Source organism: Janthinobacterium breve, assembly GCF_051380895.1.
Classification (GTDB): Bacteria; Pseudomonadota; Gammaproteobacteria; order Burkholderiales; family Burkholderiaceae_D; genus Janthinobacterium.
The window spans coordinates 418,537-439,687 of sequence record NZ_JBNYXY010000005.1; the positions used below are offsets into that span (position 1 = coordinate 418,537).

Consider the following 21,151-nt stretch of genomic DNA (forward strand, 5'->3'; position numbering starts at 1 on the left):
CATCCGCAACGACCTACCGGAGCACCGATGCACGCCTTGCCGCTTTCCGCCCTCGCCAGCCTGCCCGTCCCCTACCAGTTGCGCGTCCAGCGCGACGACGATGATGACTTCGCCGCCGCGCTGTACAGCGCCACACGCGACGACTTGCGCCAGGTGCCGGCCGACCCCGCCGTCATCGAACAGCTGATCGCCATGCAGCGCCGCATGCAAAGCCAGGGCTATCGCCAGGCGTATCCGCACGCGGCCTACCTGGTGCTGCAGCACGGCGACACCCCCATCGGCCGCCTGATCCTCGACAGCCAGGACAAGGTGCTGCACCTGGTCGATATCGCCATCCTGCCGTCGGCGCAAGGCCAGGGCGCCGGCAGCGCCGTGCTGCGCGGCCTGCAGGCGCAAGCGGGCGCGCAGCAATGGCATATCCACCTTGCCGTCAACAAAAGCAACGCCGCCGCGCGCGCACTGTACCAGCGGCTGGGCTTTCGCCTGCGCGGGGAAAACGAGGTGCAGGAGCAACTGGCGTGGAGCGCGCCATAGTGCCGGCGCCCGACGCGCCCAGCACCTGGCTGCAGCTGCCACTGCGCTTTGACGTGGCGCGCATGCAGCGCGACAGCGACCAGTTCGCCGCTGACGAGTGGATCAGCCATTTCAATACGGGCGCCTATGACCATGGCTGGAGCTGCGTGCCGCTGCGCTCGGTCGGCGGCCAGGCGGGCCACATCATGCCCATCGACGACGGCGCCTACGCCGCCACGCCGCAACTGGCGCGCTGCCACAGCCTGAGCGAGGCGCTCGCCAGTTTCGAATGCGAAATCCGCGCCGCGCGCCTGCTGGCGCTGGCGCCCGGCGCCCTCATCCATGCACACCGCGATGCAAAAATGGCATTACAGGATGGCTTGACGCGCATCCACATCCCCATCCACACCTCGCCGCAGGTACTGTTCAGCATTGATGGCGAGACTGTGCATTTCACGGCCGGCCACGCCTGGTACATGGATGCCAGCTGCCTGCACGCGGTGCACAACCAGGGCACGACGCCGCGCATCCATCTCGTGCTGGACTGCGTCACCAACGCCTGGCTCGAAGCGCTGTTCGCCAAGGCCGGCTTCGTGCCGAAAGCACCCCACAAGTATGGGGACCCCAGCATCAACGATGGCAATGTGCGCCAGGTCATCGCCCAGCTGCGGCTGTCCCCCTCGCCTGCCAGCCTGGCGCTGGCCAGCGAACTGGCGGCACTGGCCGATGGGTGCGCAGCGTGAGCGCCGCGCCAGGCATTGCCCAACAAGAACGTTTGCTGGCCAGGGGCGAGACGGTGGCATGGCACGAGGGCATGGACTTGCGCGGCTGGTATCCACTGTACGTGGAACGCGGCGGCACACTGGCTGACGCCGCCATGTGCTGGCGCGAACTGGGGAAAATGCCTTTCAGCGACGCCTTCTTTGTCAATACGCTGGCGCGCCAGCCGCATGAGCTGCGCCGCGTCTGCCGCACGCCGCTGGCGGCACTGGCGAGCCTTGCCGATGGCCTGACGCCCGACGCCTTCATCTTCCACGTCTCGCGCTGCGGCTCGACCCTGCTGAGCCAACTGCTGGCATCGTTGCCGCAATGCATAGTCCAGTCCGAGCCGCCCGTCATCGACTCGCTGCTGCGCCTGCATCACGACAGCGGCGACGGGGCCGCCAGCGTCGCCCTGCTGCGCCAGGCCATCCTGGCCCTGGGCCAGCGCCGCTCCGGCGCGGAGACGCACTTTGTCATCAAGTTCGACTGCTGGCACATCCACAGCCTGGATTTGCTGCGGCAAGCATTTCCCGGCACGCCCTGCCTGTTCGTCTACCGCGAACCGCTGGCCGTGCTGACCTCGCACCAGCGCCAGCGCGGCCCGCAAATGGTGCCCGACATGCTGCACCCGGCCCAACTGCCGCTGCCCACGCACCAGCTGGCACCCGGCGATCTCGACGGCTATGCGGGCCTGGTGCTGGCCAGCCTGTTCAACGCAGCCCTACCCCACGCCGCTGCCGGCCAGTTGCAGTTAATCAACTACAAGCAATTGCCTGACATCCTGTTCAGCGACTTGCTGCCCCGCTTCGGCATCGCCCCCACGGCCGGGCAGTTACAAGCGATGCACGCGCGCGGCGGCGTGCATGCGAAATATGGCACGGCCTTCCACGGCGATCCGCCCGTGGCCGCGGCAAGCGGTCTGGCGGCCATCGCCGCGCAGATCCAGCCCGGCTATCAGGCACTGGAAGCGTTGCGACTGCATGCCGGGCAAGGCCAATTTCCATGAAACCAAACTCTGACAAGGAGGCATATCGACGTACCCGATGGAGACCATGCAATAGATAGCTGTTCAATTAGCTGTTCAACTGCGGCGCGCAATGCACGCCCCTTGCAAGCAAGCTGAAACTGACCCCCATACCATGATAAAAAAAATGACATTGGCAGTATTCTTTACAGCCCTGATTCCCTTCTACGGATGCCAGGCGCAAACCATGCCGGAAGCGCAAGCCGTTTCGACTGAAGTCACCACCACCCTGACACCCGACATCGGCGGCATACAGCAGGTGGTGGAAATCAAGACAGACGACGCGAGCAAACCCATCCTGCTGTTTTTATCGGGCGGCCCGGGAAGCTCCATGATCAAAGGCGCGGATGCCTTCACGAATAGCCTGAAAAGCAGATTTACGATTGTGCAATGGGACCAGCGGGACGCGGGAAAAACATTGAAATTGAATCCTTCACCCACGCAGCCGTCCGTCGAGCAAATGGAGAAGGACACGTATCAAGTCATACAATTTCTGCGCAAGGAGTTAAAGCAGGAAAAAATATACTTGCTGGGCAGTTCCTGGGGCAACGTCCTGGGCTTTTATATCGTCCAGAATCACCCGGAACTGCTGCATGCCTATTTCGCCTCCAATCCTGTCGTGAGCCAGCTGGAAAGCGAGAAAGAATTGCTGAAAACCTTGAAACTGCATTTCAAGGACAATGCCGTCGCCAGCCAGGAACTGAACAAGGTCAACATTCCTTTTCAACGGGATGAAGACCTGTTCTACTTGAGAAAGTGGCTTTTTTACAAGGATGGCAAGGCATTCGCGACCAGCGATGGTTTTAAGGCGGGCTTTCTTCAATGGTCAAAAATCTGGTCGCCTGTGTGGAACCAGGTAATGAATATAGACTTGCCCAAGACCTTGAAAAAAGTTGACTGCCCCGTGTATTTCTTCGTAGGCAAAGACGATATTCAAACCGCCACCAACATCACAACAGATTATTTTGACAAGTTGCAAGCGCCAAGCAAGGGGTTCTTCTTGTTTGAGCATTCCGGACATCAGATACACCAGGATGAACCTGAAAAATTTCAAGATGCCATCATCAAGGTCCTGGAAACGATTCAATCAGGCAAGTAGAAACACCCGGCACTTCAAAAACCCGCTGTTGTAAGCAAACCTAGGCAAGGAACCGGCCCAGAAACGCAAAAAGCCCAACCGTTAAAGGCTGGGCTTTTTGCTACTGGTGTTCTGGCTCCCCGACCTGGACTCGAACCAGGGACCTGCGGATTAACAGTCCGTCGCTCTACCAACTGAGCTATCAGGGAAAAGAGGCCGCATTCTATAGGGTAAATTTTGCGATGTCCAGATCCCCCCCCCCGAAAAAGGTGTATTTTCCCTGCTGCACCTGGCCCGATGGTCAGCCGGGCTGCTCTTGCGGGTAGTAATCAAATACCAGCACGCGACCCAGCCATGGCTTGAGTTGCTCGACGAAGGCCAGGTGGGCCGGATGGCTCAGATACACGTCGCGCGCGCCGGCATCGTCGAAGGTCAGGGTAAAGCAATCGGTAAAGCCATCATCGAGTCCTTCCGGGCTGACATTCGGCCCCCATTCAAATTGCCGCACGCCGGGAATGCGCTGTTTCAATTGGGAGAACTCATACACGAGTTCAGCATGCTTGGCGGAGGTGATGCCATCGAGAAAGTCGCACAGGACAATGTGGCGCAAGGCGGAGGTACAAGTCATGGGAAGGTGCTCCTGAAGTGATGCATTCAGGATAGCGCAAAACGCGATTACGCACAGGCACAAGCCCTGCTAGCTACGGCGAAAAACAAAAAAGGCCATGTTTTTCAACATGGCCTTTCGAATTCTGGCTCCCCGACCTGGACTCGAACCAGGGACCTGCGGATTAACAGTCCGTCGCTCTACCAACTGAGCTATCAGGGAAAAGAGGCCGTATTATATAGGGCAAGTATTCAGATGTCCAGATTCCCATAGGGAAATTCTACTTTTTCCACCATTCGCACCTGTGGCAAAAAACAAAAAAGGCCACGTTTTTCAACGTGGCCTTTCGAATTCTGGCTCCCCGACCTGGACTCGAACCAGGGACCTGCGGATTAACAGTCCGTCGCTCTACCAACTGAGCTATCAGGGAAAAGAGGCAATATTATATGTCGCTTGTTTCGCATTTGCAAGACTCAAACCACATCTTGACAAACACGACCATCGCCGACTTTCCACTGCCATCAGCGCCACACTTGCATGCAGCGCCGAAGAAGCAATATCTTAAAGCACTTTGGCGATCGCGTCAATAACGATGTCGATATTGCGCGAATTCAACGCTGCCACGCAGATACGGCCCGTGTCGACGGCGTAGATCGATTGCTCGCGCAGGGTCGCCACTTGCTCCTTGGTCAGGCCCGAGTACGAGAACATGCCGATTTGCTGGCGCACGAATTCGAAGTCGTGACCTGGCGCCTTGGCCTTCAGTTTTTCCACGAAGGCATTGCGCATTTCACGGATGCGCACGCGCATGCCGGCCAGTTCCTCTTCCCACAACTGGCGCAGTTCCGGCGTGGCCAGCACGGTGGCGACCACTTTGCCGCCATGCGTAGGCGGGTTCGAGTAGTTGGTGCGCACGACGCGCTTCAGCTGCGACAGCAGACGGGCCGCCTCATCGGCGCTGGCAGCGACGACGCTCAGGGCGCCCACGCGCTCGCCGTACAGCGAGAACGATTTCGAGAACGAGTTCGATACCAGCAGCGGGCCGCCCGCGTCGGCAAAGCGGCGCACCACGGCGCCATCTTCGGTGATGCCGTTGGCAAAGCCCTGGTAAGCCATGTCCAGGAACGGCACCAGGCCGCGCGACGTGACCACGCTGATGATCTGGTCCCACTGGACCACGCTCAGGTCGGCGCCGGTCGGGTTGTGGCAGCAGGCGTGCAGCACGACGATGGAGCCGGCTGGCATGGCGTTCAGGCTGGCCAGCATGCCGTCGAAGTTCACGCCATGGGTGGCAGCATCGTAATACGTGTAGTTATTCACGACGAAACCGGCGTTCTCGAACAGCGCGCGGTGGTTTTCCCAGCTCGGGTCGCTGATGTAGACTTGTGCGCCCGGCGCGAAGCGCTGCAGGAAGTCGGCACCGATCTTCAATGCGCCCGTGCCGCCGATGGCTTGCACGGTGATGGCGCGGCGCTCTTGAATAACGGCGCTATCGGCGCCAAATACGAGTTCTTGCACCGCCTTGTCGTAGGCAGCCAGGCCTTCGATCGGCAGATAGGTGCGTGGCGTGCCCTGTTCGATCAGGATGGCTTCTGCCTTGCGTACGCAAGCTAACAGAGGCACTTTACCGTTGTCGTCATAATAGACGCCAACGCCCAGATTGATTTTGGCGGGATTCTGGTCCGCGTTAAATGCTTCGGTGATGCCCAGGATCGGGTCGCGTGGGGCCATCTCGATGGCGCTAAACAGACTGGCAGAAACAGTTGGGTTCGTCATGATAAGATTGGATTCGATTGGAAGCAGGTTCACAGCGGAGTTGTAGACAGCGCCCCGAATACAACGCCAGGGCCGCCAGCAGAGCACTATTCTAACAAAGGTCTGATTCACATGCCCGAATTATCTACCGCCAGCGAGGCGGAAAGCGCAATTATCTCTTTCCCGGACTCCCCCTTCAAGCTGCACCAGCCCTTCTCTCCGGCCGGCGATCAGCCGGCGGCGATCGCCCAATTATCCGAGGGCATCGCCGATGGTCTGGCCTTCCAGACCCTGCTGGGCGTGACCGGTTCCGGCAAGACCTACACCATGGCCAACGTCATCGCGCGCATGGGCCGGCCCGCCATCGTCTTCGCGCCCAACAAGACGCTGGCGGCGCAGCTGTACAGCGAGTTCCGCGACTTTTTCCCGCAAAATGCGGTCGAATACTTCGTCAGCTACTACGATTACTACCAGCCGGAAGCCTACGTGCCGCAGCGCGACCTGTTCATCGAAAAGGACTCGTCGATCAACGAGCATATCGAGCAGATGCGACTGTCGTGCACCAAGTCGCTGATGGAACGGCGAGATGTCATCATCGTCGCCACCGTCTCGGCCATCTACGGTATCGGTAACCCGAACGAATACCACCAGATGATTTTGACGTTGCGCGTAAAAGACAGGGTCAGCCAGCGCGACGTCATCGCGCGCCTGATCCAGATGCAGTACACGCGCAACGAAGTCGACTTCGGCCGCGGCACTTTCCGCGTGCGCGGCGATACCATCGACATCTTCCCCGCCGAACATGCGGAACTGGCCGTGCGCCTGGAAATGTTCGACGACGAGATCGAATCGATCCAGCTGTTCGACCCGCTGACGGGCCGCGTGCGGCAAAAAATCCCCCGTTTCACCGTGTACCCGGGTTCGCACTACGTGACGCCCCGCTCCACCGTGCTGCGCGCCGTGGAAACCATCAAGGACGAACTGCGCGAGCGCCTGGATTTCTTCCGCAAGGAAAACAAGCTGATCGAAGAGCAGCGCCTGGAACAGCGCACGCGCTTCGACCTGGAAATGATGGCCGAAATCGGCTTCACCAAGGGCATCGAGAACTATTCGCGCCACCTGTCCGGTGCGCTGCCGGGCGAACCGCCGCCCACCCTGGTCGACTACCTGCCGCCCGACGCATTGATGTTCCTCGACGAATCACACGTGCTGACGGGCCAGCTCAGCGCCATGTACAACGGCGACCGCTCGCGCAAGACGAACCTGGTCGACTATGGCTTCCGCCTGCCGTCGGCGCTCGACAACCGGCCCTTGAAATTCGAGGAATTCGAGCAGAAGATGCGCCAGACCGTGTTCGTCTCGGCCACGCCGGGCGACTACGAAAGGAACCATTCGGACCAGGTGGTCGAACAGGTGGTGCGCCCCACGGGCCTGGTCGACCCGCAGATCATCGTGCGCCCCGCCAGCACCCAGGTGGACGACCTGATGTCGGAAATCGTCGACCGCATCAAGAAGGACGAGCGCGTGCTGGTGACCACTCTCACCAAGCGCATGTCGGAGCAATTGACGGAATATCTGGGCGACCATGGCATCAAGGTGCGCTACCTGCACAGCGATATCGAAACGGTGGAACGCGTGGAAATCCTGCGCGACCTGCGCCTGGGCACCTTCGACGTCTTGGTGGGGATCAACCTGCTGCGCGAGGGCCTGGACTTGCCGGAAGTGTCGCTGGTCGCCATCCTCGACGCGGACAAGGAAGGCTTCTTGCGCTCCGAGCGCAGCCTGATCCAGACCATCGGTCGCGCCGCACGTAACCTGAACGGCACGGCGATCCTGTACGGCGACCGCATCACGGACTCCATGCGCCGCGCCATCGACGAGACGGAACGCCGCCGCGCCAAGCAGATCGCCTTCAATACGGCCAACAACATCATCCCGATCGGCGTCAAGAAATCGATCCGCGAAATGATCGACGGCGTCTACAGCCCGCAGGAAGCGCGCGACAACCTGCAAGTGGCGCAGGAAGCGGCGAAGTTCGAAGCCATGAGCGAAAAACAGGTCAGCAAGGAAATCAAGCGCCTGGAAAAACTGATGGTCGACCACGCCAAGAATCTGGAGTTCGAAAAGGCGGCGCAGGTGCGCGACCAGTTGCACCTCCTCAAGCAGCAGCTGTTCGGCGCGCCGGGCACGGACAATGTGGCGTCGATACTGTGAAAACAAGCTGGGAAAATAAGGCAAGGCCGCAGGCAGGGCGCCATCCGGCGCCCTGTCTTGAAGCTTACTCCGGCAACGAATAGTCGATGTCGTAGAAATGCTGGCCGTTTTCAATGCGGATGGCCAGGGTGCCGCTGATGCCCGTCAACTGCCCCGTGCCGGAATACGGCACGATGACGATGCTCAGCTCCTGCCTGCCGTCGGCCATCGTGCCGAAATGCTGGGCCACGAAGCTGCCCTCTTTTCCCTGCAGGACGCCCGTGATGGCTTCCATGGCGACATAGCCGGCCGCGCCTTTGGTGTCGGTCACGGCGTTGAGCATCTGCCCCGTGGCAGTGGCGACAAGGTCGCCCGCATACACCTTGTCAAGCAGCACCCTTCCCAAGGTCGTGCGCCCCGCGCGTTGCGGCGGCGTGGCCGGCGCCATGGTGATGCTAAAACTTCCCGTAGCGTGCGCGTGCATGCGATGATCTCCTTCTGTAGACGAGGCGGCGCCGGCTGGCGCTACCGATAATAGACAACATGCGGCCAGCATCAGGCCCGACAAACTGTGTGATTTCATGATTCCCTTCCGATCAATGCGAGAGGGCCAGCTTAAGGCCGTGCAGGAGACAAATATTGGATAAAGCCGACAGCCCGGCCAATCTGCTCGACGCGCGCGGGCAAGCGCCGAAGGGCATCGTCGATCCGCAGGCGGCGGCGCGCCGGATACGCCTGGCGACCTATCCGCCGGCCGCCGCGCTGGCGCCGTTCGTCGAGTATTGCTGGGTGGTCGAATGGGACAGGCGGGGCTGCGCAGCGGAGACGCAGCGCGTGCTGCCCTACCCGAACGCCCACCTGGTTTTCGATGCCGGACGCAGCGCCATTCATGGCGTGGTGCGCGGCGCCTTTGACAGGACTTTGATCGGCGCAGGCAAAGTATTGGGCGTGCGTTTCGCGCCAGGCGGCCTGCGCCCGTTCATCACGCAGCCACTGTCAACCTTCACCGACACCACCATCGCCGCTGATGCGCTGCTGGGCATGCCGGCAGCGCAGGCCGAGGCGCGGGTGTTAGGCGAGTCCGACGATCTGGCCATGGTGGCGCAGGCACAGGCACTGCTGCTGCCAAGGCTGCCGCAGGTTGACGACAAGGCCCTGCTGGCCGCCCGCCTGACTGCGGCGGCGGCGGCCCACCACGGTCCCACGAGCGTGGAGCAACTGTGCGAACACATGGCCATCGGCGAACGCCATCTGCAGCGCCTGTTCGCCAACTACGTGGGCGTGCCGCCGAAATGGGTCATCCAGCGCTACCGCCTGCAAGAGGCGATCTGGCGCCTGGCGCAGCCCGATGCGCCCGACCTGGCCAGCCTGGCGCATGAACTGGGCTTTTTTGACCAGGCCCATTTCAGCCGCAGGTTTGCGGAACTGGTGGGCAGCACACCGCTCGACTATCGCCGCTCGCAGCTGCCCAAGTCAGCCTAAGCAGCCGCGTTGACGTCGTCCATGTAGGCACGGATGATGCTGGCGAAATCTGCATCCGCCGTCAGGCCCAGCGCTTCGGCGCGGGCCGTGTCCCAGGCGCCGGGCCAGCTCTTCACGATGCGCTCGACGGCAGGGTCCGGCGCGTAGCTGATGCGGGCCACAACGTCCGCGCCAGCAACTTGCTCCAGCGCGGCGATCATCTCGCCAACGCTGACGCTCAAACCCGGCAAGTTCACCGTGCGGCTCGCGCCAAACATCTCGCCCGCCAGTTCGTGGCCGGCGATCAGGGAGGCGATGGCTCCGCGCGGCGACAGCAGCCACAGACGCAGATCGGTGGCCACGGGGCAGATGGCCGCTTCACCATTCAACGGTTCGCGGATGATGCCGCTGGCGAACGAGGACGCCGCCTTGTTCGGTTTGCCGGGACGCACGCTGATGGTCGGCAGGCGCAGCACGCGCCCGTCGACGAAGCCGCGGCGGCTGTAGTCGTTGAGCAGCAATTCACCGATGGCCTTTTGCGCGCCGTACGACGACTGGGGATTCAGGGCCGTCGTATCCTGCACCACGTCCGGTAGCTTGCCACCATACACGGCCACGGAGCTGGTAAACACGACCTTCGGCTTGTGCCCCAGTTCGCGGCAGATATCGAGCAGCAGGCGCGACGCATCGAGGTTGATGCGCATGCCCAGTTCAAAATCGGCTTCTGCATGACCGCTGACGATGGCGGCCAGGTGAAAGACGGACGCCGTCTGCGCATCGAGGGTGGCGCGCATCAGGGCACCATCAGCGATATCGCCCGTGACCACCTTGACGCGCGCATCATTGAAGTCATGCGCGGCCACCACGTCGACCAGCACCAACTCGCTGATCGTTTGCAATTGGCCCTGGCTGTCCGTCAACTGGCCTTGCGCCAGCAACTGGCGCGCCAGGCGCTGTCCCAGGAAACCGGCGCCGCCGGTGATCAGTACTTTCATTTCAGTTCTCCTTGCTTGTTGTTGTAGGCGGCGAGCCAGCCCAGGCCATCCTCGGTGCGTCCGCGCGGACGGTATTCGCAGCCGATCCAGCCCTCGTAGCCCAGCTCATCGAGCAGCCTGAATAAATACGGGTAATTGACTTCGCCATCATCCGGTTCATTGCGGGCAGGGACGCTGGCGATCTGCACGTGGCCGATGCCGTCGAAGTTGTTCCTGAACGTCATGGCGATATCGCCCTCGACGATCTGCGTGTGATAAAAATCCATCTGCACCTTGACGTTGGGCGCGCCCGATTCCAGCCGCAGCACGTGGCCCTGCGCCTGCGTGACGAGGAAGTAGCCGGGCATGTCGCGTCCGTTGATCGGTTCGATCAAGAGTTCAATGCCATTCTCGCCCACGGCCTTCGCCGCGTACTTCAAATTAGCCAGGTAGGTGGCGCGGTGCAGTTCGATATCGGCGCCGACGGGCAGCAGGCCCGCCATCATGTGTACGCGTGGCGTGCCCAGTGCCAGCGCATACTCGATGCCACGCGTCACGCCGGCGCGGAACTCCGCTTCGCGGCCCGGCAGCGAGGCGGTGCCCCGTTCGCCGGCCGCCCAGTCGCCCGGCGGCAGGTTGAACAGCACATTCTGCAAGCCGTGCTCGCGCAGCCAGCCAGCTACCTCCTGCGGCGCGTAATCGTAAGGAAACAGGAATTCGACGCCCTGGAAGCCCGCTTGCGCGGCGGCGGCAAAGCGCTGCGGGAAAGGCACTTCATTGAACATCATGGTCAGATTGGCGGCAAAGCGGGGCATGCGTATCTCCTGGATTTCTTATATGTCGAGTTTGAATGTGTGTTTCAGGTCCGCGATCTGTTCCGCATCGAGCGGGCGCGTGGGTACATCGCGCAGCAGCAGGAACAGCTTGGCCGTCTCTTCCAGTTCTTCGGCGGCGTACACGGCCGCTTCCAGGCTGGCACCCGAGACCACGGGACCGTGGTTGGCCAGCAGCACGGCCGAGTGCTTGCGCGCCATGGCGCCAATGGCGCCGGCCAGCGCCGGGTCGCCCGGACGGTGATATGGCACGAGCGGCAAGCGCCCCACCTTCATCACAAAATATGGCGTGAGCGGCGGGATGCAATCGTCATGATTCAGGCCGCACATGCAGGACACGGCCGCCGAATGCGTCGAGTGCAAATGCACGATGGCGCCGGCGCTGCCCCGTTCCTGGTACATGGCGCGGTGCAAAAACGCCTCTTTTGACGGCGGCGCACCGCTGAGCAACTTGCCGTCCCAGTCCAGCTTGGACAGCTGGGCGGGATCGAGCCGCCCCAGGCTGGCATTCGTGGGCGTGAGCAGCCAGCCGTCGGACAGGCGCACGCTCAGGTTGCCGCTGCTGCCCGCCGTCAAGCCCCGCTCGAACAGGGACTTGCCAAAATCGACGATCTGCTCGCGCTGGCGCATCTCTTCCGGAGAAGTGTGAAACGCAGCGGTACTCATGCCAGCACCTGCCAGGCCTTGCTGAAGAAATCGACCGTGCCGAAATTACCGGACTTAAGGGCCAGTGCCAAGGGCGCCATGCCATCGTCGCCCGGCGCCGACAAGGCTTGCGTCCAGGGTACGCCGGGGTCGATCTCTGGCCCGATGCGCAAACCCGCCACGCCCAGCGCCTTGACGACGGCGCCCGAGGTTTCGCCGCCGGCGACGATCAGCTGGCCCACACCGAGGCGCACCAGCCCTTGCGCGATGGCGGCCAGGGCTTCCTCGACGAGGGCACCGGCCCGCTCCACGCCCAGCTGCGCCTGCACGGCGCGCACAGCGTCCGGCGTGGCCGTGGCATAGATCAAAACGGGGCCTTGCGCCAGATGCGCGCCAGCCCATTCCAGTGCCTGCTCCACCACGGCGTCCACCACCTCGCCTCCCGCAGCAAGCTGCAGCGGGTCGACGTGGAATGACGGGGCGCTCTCGCGCAGGTGCGCCACCTGCTGCTGCGTGGCCACCGAGCAGCTGCCCGAAATCACGGCGCGAAATCCGGAGGCCGGCGGCAAGCGCCCTGCCTGTCCCGCAGGCGATGGCGACAACTGGCCCCGCTGGCGGAAATTCTGCGGCAGTCCCAGCGCGATGCCGGAGCCGCCCGTAATCAGTTTCAGGTCGGCGCAGGCGGCGCCGATGGCTTCCAGGTCGCGGTTAGAGACGGCATCGACGACCGCAAAATGGCAACCCTGGCCGCGCAAGTCCGCAAAGCGCTGGGCGATGGCGGCGGCGCCCTTCTCCACCACGGAGAAATCGGCCAAGCCCACCTTGGCTTGCACCTGCTGCTGCAGCACGCGCACCAGGTTGGAATCCGTCATCGGCGTCAAGGGATGCTCGCGCATGCCTGACTCGGCCAGCGGCACGTCGCCGACGAACAGATTGCCCTTGTAGATGGTGCGGCCATTCGCGGGAAACGCGGGACAGGCAATCGTGAAGTCCGTGTCGAGCGCCCGCATCAACGCCTCGGCCACGGGACCGATATTGCCGCGCGGCGTGGAGTCGAACGTGGAGCAGTACTTGAAGTAGAACTGGCGGCTTCCGGCCTGCTGCAGCCAGGCCAGTGCGGCCAGCGACTCGGCCACCGCGTCTTCAGGTGCATTCGTGCGCGACTTGAGGGCGATGACGACGGCATCGACGTCGCCAGGTGGCGGCCCTTGCGGCACACCGATCAATTGCACCGTGCGCATGCCGGCCTTAACCAGCATGCCGGCCAGGTCGGTGCCACCCGTGAAGTCGTCGGCGATACATCCCAGTAGTACGGTCATGATTGTTCCTTCTTGATTCAGTTACGCTTTCGCTGGCAATGTAATTCCAGGGAAAAGCTTGATGACGGCGGAGTCGTCCTCGCCGCCAAAACCGGCGGCTGACGCCTGCATGAACATCTGGTGCGCCGTGGCCGACAGCGGCAATGGAAACACGCTTTTTTTCGCGTAATCGAGCACGATGCCCAGGTCTTTCACAAAAATATTCACGGCCGACAGCGGCGTGTAGTCGCCCTTCAGGATATGCGGCACCCTGTTCTGGAACATCCAGGAACTGCCGGCGCTGTTCGAAATGACTTCGTACAGCGCATCCGGATCGCAGCCGGCACGCAGGCCCAGCGCCATCGCTTCGGCGGCGGCGGCGATGTGCACGCCGGCCAGCAGCTGGTTGATCATCTTGACTTTCGAGCCCTGCCCCGGCTGCTCGCCCAGACGGTACAGCCTGGCGCAGATGGCGTCAAAAATACCGGCGCAGGCGTCAAAAGAATCGGGTGCGCCGGCCGCCATCACCGACATCTCGCCGGACGCCGCCTTGGCCGCGCCGCCGGAAATGGGCGCGTCGATGAAGCGCAGTCCCATGGCCGCCAGGCGCGCACCGAGCGCTTCGGCAAACTCCGGCGCCACGGTGGCACAGGCGATGACCACGCTGCCCGGCGCCAAGGCGCTGGCCGCACCGTGCTCGCCAAACAGCACGGCTTCCGTCTGCTGCGCATTGACGACGACGATCAGCAGCGCCTGCACCTGCGCCGCCAGCGCGACAGGCGACGCGGCAGCCCGGGCGCCCAGCTCCACCAGCTTTTGCACGGTCTCGGGCCGCACATCGCAGGCATGCACTTCAAAACCGGCGCGCAGCAGGGATAGCGCGATGCCCATGCCCATGGCGCCCAGGCCGATCACGCCCACTTTTTCGATTGTTGCGGTCATTGTTTACTCCACTTATTTATTTACGAGTTTGGCCGGCACCCGCATGATGATGAAGGCGCCAAACACGAGGATGCCGGCCAACAGGTAGATGGCGATATCGGTCGACTGGGTCAAGTCCTTGATGGAGCCGATCATGTACGGCGCTGCGAAGCCGGCCAAGTTGCCCACCGAATTGATGGCGGCGATGCCGGCAGCGGCCGAGACGCCGCCTAAAAAGGCCGTCGGCAAGCTCCAGAACATGGGCGAGGCGGCGAGGATGCCGCCAGCGGCGATCGTCAGGAAGAAGATGGCCCAGCCCGTGTTGTGGGCACCGGCCAGCGCGCTGCAGACGATGGCGGCGGCGCCCACCACCAGCGGGATGGCCATGTGCCAACGCCGTTCGCGGTACTTGTCCGAGCTGCGGCCCAGCAGGATCATCGACGCCACGGCCACCGAGTACGGGATCGCCGTGAACAGGCCGATATTGAGCACGCCCGTCACGCCGGCCGCCTTGATCAGGCTGGGTAGCCAGAAGGTCAGCGAATACTGGCCCATCACGCAGCAGAAATAAATCAGGGCCATGACCCAGATGCGCGGATCGGCGAAGATGGCACGGATCGACGGGTGTGAGACCTTGCCCTGTGCTTCCGTGGCGATGCGCTGCTCGAGGATGACTTTTTCATCTTCCGTCAGCCACTTCGCGGCGCGGATGCTGTTATCGAGATACAGCAGCACAGCCACGCCCATCAGCGCGGCGGGAATCGCTTCAAGCACGAACATCCACTGCCAGCCCGCATAGCCGTGCCAGCCGGCGAAGGTTTCCATGATCCAGCCCGACAGCGGGCCGCCAATCAGGCCCGCCACGGGAATGGCGGCCATGAAGGTGCACACCATGCGCGCGCGGCGCTCGGATGGATACCAGTAGGTCAGATACAGGATGATGCCGGGGAAGAAGCCCGCTTCGGCGATGCCGAGCAGGAATCTCATGACGTAGAACTGGGTCGGCGTGGTGACGAACATGAAAGCGCCCGAGATGATGGCCCAGGTGATCATGATGCGGGCGATCCACACGCGCGCGCCGATCTTGTGCAGCATCACGTTGCTGGGCACTTCGAACAGGAAGTAACCAAGGAAGAACACGCCCGCACCGAGGCCGTACACGGTTTCGGAAAACTGCAGGTCAGCCAGCATTTGCAGCTTGGCGAAGCCCACGTTCACACGGTCGAGATAAGCGACGATGTAGCACAGCATGAGGAAGGGAATGATGCGCCAGGTCACCTTGCGGTAGACGGCGTCGTCGATAGTTTTCTGGCTTGCGGCGGCGCCGGCCGACTGCCCGGGCAATGCTTGTGATACTTCCATGCTTGTCTCCTGATCGCTGGGGGATCGACCGTGCCGGGTTTTTATGGTCCACCGGAGGTGGCTGGCAACTTGTCTAAAATTTGTATGGATGTATATTATGTGTGTGTTTTGTGTGTGTCAAGCTGTATATTCCATATAATGGCAAGCAGGCAAGCCCCATGAGAACCGCTAGCGCAAGGATGCACCCGATGGACCGCACGTTCAGCTTTACCCTTCCCCCGCCGGAGCCCGCCGCGGGCAGTTTCACCACCGGCACCCTGGGTGCGCGCGTGGCGGCCCGGCTGCGCCAGCAGATCCACCACGATGGCCTGGCCGGCGGCACGCGTTTGCCATCCGAGCAGGCGATGGCCAGCCACTTCGGCGTGAGCCGCACGGTGCTGCGCGAAGCCATCGCCCTGCTGCAGGCGGACGGCATCGTCGCCACGCGCAAGGGCAGCGGCACGTTCGTGTGCGCGCAGGATGGCGCGAAGACGGGCGAACGGGGCGATGAGCTGACGGAGCAATCCGTGCAATCGCTGCTGAACCTGATCGAGGTGCGGCAGGGTCTGGAGGCTGAAATCGCCGCGCTGGCGGCCGTGCGGCGCACGCCGGGCCAGCTGGCCGATATCGAACATGCGCTGCGGCGCATCGAGGAAGCCGTGGCGGCCGGTGTCGACGGCGTGGAAGAAGACGTGCGCCTGCATCTGTGCATCGCCGAGGCGACGGGCAACCCCTATTGGCCGAAATTCGTCGCCATGTTCGCAGACCCGATCCGCTCTGCCGTCAAGGTGACGCGCGCCAATGAAGCGCGGCGCACGGACTTTTCCACCGAAGTGCGGCGCGAACATGAAAAAATCGTGCAGGCGATCGCCGCCGGCGACCCGCAGCGGGCACGCCAGGCGGCCATGGAACACATGCAGCATGCGGCCGAACGCGTACGCCTGGCCGACCGCGAATTCTGGCGCGGCGACGGCGGCGCATTGGCGCGCACCCTGGGGCGCGATCCCATCATGCAGAAATAGCCTGCTCCCGTTCAGGGGTAGCTTGGCCGTCGCATGTGAAACAGGCTGTCCGGTCCGATCTCGAAATAATCAGCCGGACCGCCGCCGCGCAATATCGGCGCAGCGGCGGCCGTGTCGTACACGCCATCGGTCAGCAGGTGGCGCGCGATGTGCACGCCCACCACTTCCCCCAGCACCAGCCAGCTGCCGACACCGTCGCCATTAACGCCTTGCAGCTCGATGATCTGCGTGCGCCGGCATTCGAAGGACACGGGACTCTCGGCCACGCGCGGCACGTTGACGATGCGCGAGGGGGCCGGCGTCAGGCGGGCCAGCGCGAATTCGTCGACTTCGGGCGGCGCCGGCGCGCAGCTGGCATTCATGGCATCGGCCAGCGGACGGGTCGCCAGGTTCCACACGAATTCGCCCGTCTGCTCGATATTGCGCAAGGTATCCTTGCGGCCGATGCTGGAAAAACCGATCAGCGGCGGATGGTAATTGAAGGCATTGAAAAAGCTGTACGGCGCCAGGTTGAGCACACCCTCGCCGCTGCGCGAGGCGATCCAGCCGATGGGCCGCGGCCCCACGATGGCGTTGAAGGGATCGTGCGGCAAGCCGTGGCCCTGAGCGGGCTCATAAAAATAGCGATCATCGCTCATGCAATTCCTGTCGTGTATGGAGGGAGCCAGAATGGCAGCTTAACAAAATCACCGCATAGGCGCATTTTCCGCTACCTCGGGGGGCGCCATCCGCATACTGTGAGAAAGCTGTATACAGCGCTGTTGCAAATTTGCATACTAGTGCTACCTTACTTGTGGGAAACGTGAACACATGAGCACCGGCCCTGCGCAGCACCGCTTTGCTTTCCACCAACACCGTCAAGGCTGGGCCATCGCAGCTGTCGCCGCCTTGCACCTGGTGCTGTTCTGGGCGGTCACGCGCCCCGTGCACAAGAGTATGGAGCGCGATGATCGGGCCTGGTTGCAACTGATGCCGCCACTGTCAACACCATGGGGAGTCGTTCCGCCCGTCGAGTCTGAGCCCGATCCTGCCCCCCCGCCCTTGCCGGCACTTCCTGTCGATCCGGCAATCATGGCCTCACCACCCAAGGCCGCACTTGCCACTACGCCGCCGGCCAGGCTACAAGACGACGCCCTGCCGGCCGAACTGGCGCCGGCGGCATCCAGGGCCGGCGCCCTCACTCTGGCGCAACAGGCCTTGCAGGCAGCTGGCGCCATCGACCGCCAGCTGCGCGCAGAGCATCCACAGGAGTTCGTGGCGCCGCCCGATACGGCGCAGATGCGGCTGGCGAAAGGCTTTGCGGAAGCGCATGCGGCGGTCAAGCCGAAATGGTTCGAAGCGGCACGTATCGAACTGTGGAGCGCGCCAAACGACCCCAAGCGTATCTACCGCGTCGTCACGGCGACCGGTGAATACTGCATCTATTTGCCGGACAAAGGCAACATGACGCTGAACCTCAGCGCGAGATCCGGCTACGCCGGTTTTGGCGAAGGAACTGCGGCGCCTTGTCCCATCAGGTTCTAACGATGGGTGATGGTGCGTAGCGGCAGGCGCACGAACGGCCCGGATCGCTTGCATTGATCCTGTCATTGCACTATCGTTACAGCACGCGCGTGTTGCCAACCTTGCACAGGAGATTCCACCGTGTCGCTCATACTCTACGGTCATCCCTTTTCCTCGTACACGCAAAAGGTGCTCATTGCCCTGTACGAAAACGCCATACCGTTCGACTTCCGCTGCCTGGCGCCGGACATGCCGCGGCACTTGCAGCAGTGGCTGGAGCGCTGGCCGCTGCGCAAGTTTCCGCTGCTGGTAGACGGGGAGCACAACGTCGCCGAGACCAGCATCATCATCGAATACCTGCAACTGGCCCATCCCGGCCCGCTGCGCCTGCTGCCTGATGATCCGATGCAGACGCTGGAAGTGCGCTTTCTCGACCGCTACTTCGACCTGCACGTCATGACACAAGTGCAGCATGCGGTGGGTACCGCCCTCACAGGCGACCCGGCAAAGGCCCGGGAAGGCCGCGCGTTTGCCGGCGAAAAGCTGGACCTCGCCTACGCCTGGCTGGAAACCCGCCTGACCGGCAAGACGTGGGCTGCCGGCGAACACTTTAGCCTGGCCGACTGCGCCGCCGCCCCCGCGCTGTTCTATGCGGACTGGACGCAGCCAATTCCCGCAACGCTGCCCCTGCTGCGCGCCTACCGCGCGCGCCTGCTGGCCCGCCCATCGTTCGCCCGCGCGGTGGAAGAAGCACGCCCGTACCGCCACCTCTTTCCCCTGGGCGCGCGGCAGCGCGATTGAGCTTGTTCGGTGACCCTGTTCAGGCAAACACGGGGCGAAAAAAACTGCGCTCGTAGCTGACGATACAGCGCGTCTCTTCGGCGTAGCGGAAGGCCGCCTGGCACTCCGCGTCCTGCATCGAGTCGCTGCGATACTGTTCGTACAGGGCCAGGCTGGGAAACGAGAACATGGCCAGCGCCACGTTGCTGGCGCCTTCGGACGGCAGGAAGTAGCCGTGGTGCTTGCCGCCGAAACGTTCGACCAGCGGTATCCACAGCTTGCCGTAGGCTTCGAATTCCTGCAATTTATACGGGTCGATGATGTAGCGCAAATAACAGGTGATCATGCGGTTTCCTTGTGAACGTTCAGATCCATCAACATGCCCGCCTCCCAGGAGCCGATGGCGGCCAGTGGCGAGCCAGGCAAAAAGTCCAGCGCGCAGGGATATATGAAATCTTCCTGCGCCAGCACGCCGAGCCCGGGCCAGCCGTAAAACAGCAGCTTGCCCTTGCCGATGCGCCCCAGTGCGCTGCCGTCGGGCAGCCAGCGCAAGCCGTTGCCCGTGCCGCCACCCGCCTCCACGGGTACCTTGGCCAGACAGCGGCCGTCGGCCAGCGCGTACATGGACAGGAACTCCTGGCCACCGGCGTGGTGCAGCACTGCCAGGTGCGCGCCGTCGGGCGACGGCGCGCACGACATCATGCCTGGCAGCGACAGCACCATGCGCCCGCCGCCGTCTTGCAAGGGCCAGTCCCATACACTGCAGTAATCAGGCGGCTGCACCTGCCCCTCGTCCACCGATTTGACGCCATGCTGGACCAGCAAACGCCGCCCGCCATCGATGGCGTAGACACCCCGCAGCATCTCGCCCCGATGCGCCTGCGTGAAAAGCGTCTCGCCCGTTTGCGCCTCGCGCATCCGCAAACGGCCATCCCAGCCGCCGTCGGCCAGATACTGCCCGCACGGCGACCACACGGGGCCGCAGCCTTCGCCATCCTTGTTGTTCTGTAAGTTCAGCAGCAACTGGCCCGCCTCGGCATCCACCACGGCCAGCTGGCCCGTCGTGCTCTTGATGGCCAGCCGGCTGCCATCGGGCGAGAAGGCCATGCCCGACATGTGCGCGATGAATTTGCCGCGCCACAGCTTGGTCCGCGCCGCCACGTCCCACAGGACCAGATCGCGGCCCAGCACGGCCAGGCGCGTGCCATCGGGTGAAAAGCGCACGCCGTAGCTGCAGCCCAGCTTCAGGGGCTTCTGCGTTGCCGTCATGCGCGCGCCAGGCGGTACACGACACTGTCGAGGTCGTAATGGCGCTCCATGCCCACGTATTGCATGCCCAGGCGCGTCATGACCTTGATCGAGGCGGCGTTGTCCGGGTGCGCCACGGCCACCACTTCGGGCGCGCCGACGACCTCGAAGGCATGCGCGACGATGGCTTGCGCCGCTTCGCTGGCGTAGCCCTGCCCCCAGCCAGCCCGCGCCAGGCGCCAGCCGATTTCGTGCGGCTTCGCCTTGTCGCCGCCGATATGCTGCAAGCAGGCCAGCCCCACCAGCACCTCATCTTCGGTACGGATCAAGGCCCACCACGAATAACCCCACTCGGCCCAGCGCCCTATGATGCGGGCAACGGCGGCGCGCGTGTGCTCTTCCGTCTCCGGCTGGCCCGCATTCAGGTAGGTCATCACTTCGGTATCCGAGTTCATGGCGTGCATGGCGTCGTAATGCTCATCGGTGACGGGTTCGAGGCGCAGCCGCGCCGTGTGCAGAATGGTCATGCCAGATTCCTTCAGATGAAAAAAAAGACGATACATGATCGTCTTTTTTTTGCAAGAGCGCACGCAATTACTTGCCTGCTTCACCCTTCTTGATCCACGCCGCCAGCTGGTGCGGACGCAGGCCGTCATAGTCTTCGAACGGCTGGTGGATCCACGGATTGTGCGGCAATTCGTCGAGGAAGTAGTCGGGACGCACGACGGAGCAGCCTTTCAGCCAGATCACGGCCGATTTGACTTCGGTCACGTCAGGGAAGTTTTCCTTCAGGTGACGCGTGACCTTGTCCAGCGTGACGCCCGAATCGGCCAGGTCGTCGACCAGCAGGATGCGGCCGGCCAGCGGGCCCTTGGTCATGGTCATGTACTTGGCGATATCGAGGTCGCCGCGCACCGTGCCCGCGTCTTCGCGGTAAGAGCTGGTCGACAGGATGGCCAATGGCAAATCAAAAATGCGCGAGAACACGTCGCCGGGACGCACACCGCCGCGCGCCAGGCACAATACCTGGTCAAATTTCCAGCCCGATTCGTAGACCTTAAGCGCCAGGCGCTCGATCAGGCGGTGGTACTCTTCCCAGTTGACCCAGAGATGTTGATCGTTCGATTGTGGGGTAGTCATGATAGTGAAATCTTATTATTAGCGTGATTAAAAAAATCCGCCTTGCGGCGGAT

23 protein-coding genes and 3 tRNA genes are annotated in these 21,151 nt (G+C 62.8%); 9 read left to right on the plus strand and 17 right to left on the minus strand.

Going from position 1 to position 21,151, the window contains the following annotated elements; genetic code table 11:
* The first annotated feature begins 27 nt into the window (after nt 1-27).
* The 4 genes from ACQ4W0_RS12265 (at nt 28) to ACQ4W0_RS12280 (ending at nt 3,398) form a co-directional block, all read left to right on the plus strand.
* Entirely contained in the window at nt 28-534 is a 507-nt protein-coding gene (locus ACQ4W0_RS12265) for a GNAT family N-acetyltransferase (protein WP_436576953.1), read from the plus strand.
* Nucleotides 519-1,256 (plus strand): aspartyl/asparaginyl beta-hydroxylase domain-containing protein, encoded by a 738-nt coding sequence (locus ACQ4W0_RS12270; RefSeq protein WP_436576954.1) that lies wholly within the window; start codon nt 519-521, stop codon nt 1,254-1,256. The genes ACQ4W0_RS12265 and ACQ4W0_RS12270 overlap by 16 nt, the downstream gene beginning before the upstream one ends.
* On the plus strand, nt 1,253-2,281 hold the full coding sequence (locus tag ACQ4W0_RS12275; protein WP_436576955.1) for a sulfotransferase family protein: 1,029 nt from the start codon (nt 1,253-1,255) through the stop codon (nt 2,279-2,281). Before ACQ4W0_RS12270 ends, ACQ4W0_RS12275 begins: the two co-directional genes overlap by 4 nt.
* A gap of 145 nt (nt 2,282-2,426) precedes the next feature.
* Nucleotides 2,427-3,398 carry an alpha/beta fold hydrolase gene (locus ACQ4W0_RS12280; RefSeq protein WP_436576956.1) on the plus strand — a complete coding sequence of 324 codons (972 nt, stop codon included), beginning with the start codon at nt 2,427-2,429 and terminating at the stop codon, nt 3,396-3,398.
* A gap of 112 nt (nt 3,399-3,510) precedes the next feature.
* Here ACQ4W0_RS12280 and ACQ4W0_RS12285 read toward each other — a convergent pair.
* The 5 genes from ACQ4W0_RS12285 to ACQ4W0_RS12305 form a co-directional block, all read right to left on the minus strand.
* Nucleotides 3,511-3,586, minus strand: a tRNA-Asn gene (locus ACQ4W0_RS12285).
* Nucleotides 3,587-3,678: 92 nt separating this feature from the next.
* Nucleotides 3,679-4,005, minus strand: coding sequence for a Dabb family protein (locus tag ACQ4W0_RS12290; RefSeq protein WP_436576957.1), 327 nt, complete (start codon nt 4,003-4,005; stop codon nt 3,679-3,681).
* A 125-nt stretch (nt 4,006-4,130) separates the two neighbouring features.
* Nucleotides 4,131-4,206, minus strand: a tRNA-Asn gene (locus tag ACQ4W0_RS12295).
* Nucleotides 4,207-4,338: 132 nt separating this feature from the next.
* A tRNA-Asn gene (locus ACQ4W0_RS12300) sits at nt 4,339-4,414 on the minus strand.
* A gap of 131 nt (nt 4,415-4,545) precedes the next feature.
* Nucleotides 4,546-5,760, minus strand: coding sequence for an amino acid aminotransferase (locus tag ACQ4W0_RS12305; protein WP_436576958.1), 1,215 nt, complete (start codon nt 5,758-5,760; stop codon nt 4,546-4,548).
* Between the two features lie 111 nt (nt 5,761-5,871).
* On the opposite strand from ACQ4W0_RS12305, the gene uvrB reads away from it, so the two are divergent.
* Nucleotides 5,872-7,953: an excinuclease ABC subunit UvrB gene (gene uvrB, locus ACQ4W0_RS12310; RefSeq protein ID WP_436576959.1), complete on the plus strand. Its 2,082-nt coding sequence runs from the start codon at nt 5,872-5,874 to the stop codon at nt 7,951-7,953.
* Between the two features lie 64 nt (nt 7,954-8,017).
* Here uvrB and ACQ4W0_RS12315 read toward each other — a convergent pair whose 3' ends face one another.
* A complete protein-coding gene (locus ACQ4W0_RS12315; RefSeq protein WP_436576960.1) occupies nt 8,018-8,416 on the minus strand; it encodes a DUF3224 domain-containing protein in 399 nt (132 codons plus the stop codon).
* A gap of 155 nt (nt 8,417-8,571) precedes the next feature.
* Between ACQ4W0_RS12315 and ACQ4W0_RS12320 the strand changes: the two genes are divergently transcribed.
* Nucleotides 8,572-9,414, plus strand: a complete 843-nt coding sequence (locus tag ACQ4W0_RS12320) for a DUF6597 domain-containing transcriptional factor (RefSeq protein WP_436576961.1) — start codon at nt 8,572-8,574, stop codon at nt 9,412-9,414.
* On the opposite strand, the gene denD is transcribed toward ACQ4W0_RS12320, so the two are convergent.
* Genes denD through ACQ4W0_RS12350 form a run of 6 tightly spaced genes read right to left on the minus strand, consistent with a single transcriptional unit; the run spans nt 9,411 to nt 15,426 of the window.
* The gene (denD, locus tag ACQ4W0_RS12325; RefSeq protein ID WP_436576962.1) at nt 9,411-10,388 is read right to left on the minus strand and encodes a D-erythronate dehydrogenase; all 978 of its coding nucleotides are present in this window, start codon (nt 10,386-10,388) and stop codon (nt 9,411-9,413) included. The two genes, ACQ4W0_RS12320 and denD, sit on opposite strands and share 4 nt — an antisense overlap.
* Nucleotides 10,385-11,182 carry a 2-oxo-tetronate isomerase gene (otnI, locus tag ACQ4W0_RS12330; protein WP_436576963.1) on the minus strand — a complete coding sequence of 266 codons (798 nt, stop codon included), beginning with the start codon at nt 11,180-11,182 and terminating at the stop codon, nt 10,385-10,387. Before otnI ends, denD begins: the two co-directional genes overlap by 4 nt.
* An 18-nt stretch (nt 11,183-11,200) precedes the next feature.
* Nucleotides 11,201-11,866, minus strand: coding sequence for a 3-oxo-tetronate 4-phosphate decarboxylase (gene otnC / locus ACQ4W0_RS12335; protein WP_436576964.1), 666 nt, complete (start codon nt 11,864-11,866; stop codon nt 11,201-11,203).
* Nucleotides 11,863-13,164, minus strand: coding sequence for a 3-oxo-tetronate kinase (gene otnK / locus ACQ4W0_RS12340; RefSeq protein WP_436576965.1), 1,302 nt, complete (start codon nt 13,162-13,164; stop codon nt 11,863-11,865). The genes otnC and otnK overlap by 4 nt, the downstream gene beginning before the upstream one ends.
* Before the next feature lie 21 nt (nt 13,165-13,185).
* Nucleotides 13,186-14,085 (minus strand): L-threonate dehydrogenase, encoded by a 900-nt coding sequence (gene ltnD / locus ACQ4W0_RS12345; RefSeq protein WP_436576966.1) that lies wholly within the window; start codon nt 14,083-14,085, stop codon nt 13,186-13,188.
* Nucleotides 14,086-14,097: 12 nt separating this feature from the next.
* On the minus strand, nt 14,098-15,426 hold the full coding sequence (locus ACQ4W0_RS12350) for an MFS transporter (protein WP_436576967.1): 1,329 nt from the start codon (nt 15,424-15,426) through the stop codon (nt 14,098-14,100).
* Nucleotides 15,427-15,584: 158 nt separating this feature from the next.
* Between ACQ4W0_RS12350 and ACQ4W0_RS12355 the strand changes: the two genes are divergently transcribed.
* Nucleotides 15,585-16,427: a FadR/GntR family transcriptional regulator gene (locus ACQ4W0_RS12355; RefSeq protein WP_436576968.1), complete on the plus strand. Its 843-nt coding sequence runs from the start codon at nt 15,585-15,587 to the stop codon at nt 16,425-16,427.
* An 11-nt stretch (nt 16,428-16,438) separates the two neighbouring features.
* Here ACQ4W0_RS12355 and ACQ4W0_RS12360 read toward each other — a convergent pair whose 3' ends face one another.
* Complete coding sequence (locus tag ACQ4W0_RS12360) at nt 16,439-17,065, minus strand: flavin reductase family protein (protein WP_436576969.1); 627 nt, start codon at nt 17,063-17,065, stop codon at nt 16,439-16,441.
* Between the two features lie 172 nt (nt 17,066-17,237).
* Here ACQ4W0_RS12360 and ACQ4W0_RS12365 point away from each other — a divergent pair, with 172 nt between their 5' ends.
* Together ACQ4W0_RS12365 and ACQ4W0_RS12370 are read left to right on the plus strand one after the other, a co-directional pair.
* A complete protein-coding gene (locus ACQ4W0_RS12365) occupies nt 17,238-17,951 on the plus strand; it encodes a hypothetical protein (protein WP_436576970.1) in 714 nt (237 codons plus the stop codon).
* Nucleotides 17,952-18,071: 120 nt separating this feature from the next.
* Nucleotides 18,072-18,731 (plus strand): glutathione S-transferase family protein, encoded by a 660-nt coding sequence (locus ACQ4W0_RS12370; RefSeq protein ID WP_436576971.1) that lies wholly within the window; start codon nt 18,072-18,074, stop codon nt 18,729-18,731.
* Between the two features lie 19 nt (nt 18,732-18,750).
* Here the strand turns inward: ACQ4W0_RS12370 and ACQ4W0_RS12375 are convergent, their stop codons facing one another.
* The 4 genes from ACQ4W0_RS12375 to ACQ4W0_RS12390 form a co-directional block, all read right to left on the minus strand.
* Nucleotides 18,751-19,056, minus strand: coding sequence for an NIPSNAP family protein (locus ACQ4W0_RS12375; protein ID WP_436576972.1), 306 nt, complete (start codon nt 19,054-19,056; stop codon nt 18,751-18,753).
* Nucleotides 19,053-19,979, minus strand: coding sequence for a WD40 repeat domain-containing protein (locus tag ACQ4W0_RS12380; RefSeq protein WP_436576973.1), 927 nt, complete (start codon nt 19,977-19,979; stop codon nt 19,053-19,055). Before ACQ4W0_RS12380 ends, ACQ4W0_RS12375 begins: the two co-directional genes overlap by 4 nt.
* Nucleotides 19,976-20,485 carry a GNAT family N-acetyltransferase gene (locus ACQ4W0_RS12385; RefSeq protein ID WP_436576974.1) on the minus strand — a complete coding sequence of 170 codons (510 nt, stop codon included), beginning with the start codon at nt 20,483-20,485 and terminating at the stop codon, nt 19,976-19,978. Before ACQ4W0_RS12385 ends, ACQ4W0_RS12380 begins: the two co-directional genes overlap by 4 nt.
* Before the next feature lie 67 nt (nt 20,486-20,552).
* Nucleotides 20,553-21,098 (minus strand): phosphoribosyltransferase, encoded by a 546-nt coding sequence (locus tag ACQ4W0_RS12390; RefSeq protein ID WP_034752020.1) that lies wholly within the window; start codon nt 21,096-21,098, stop codon nt 20,553-20,555.
* Nucleotides 21,099-21,151: the final 53 nt, after the last annotated feature.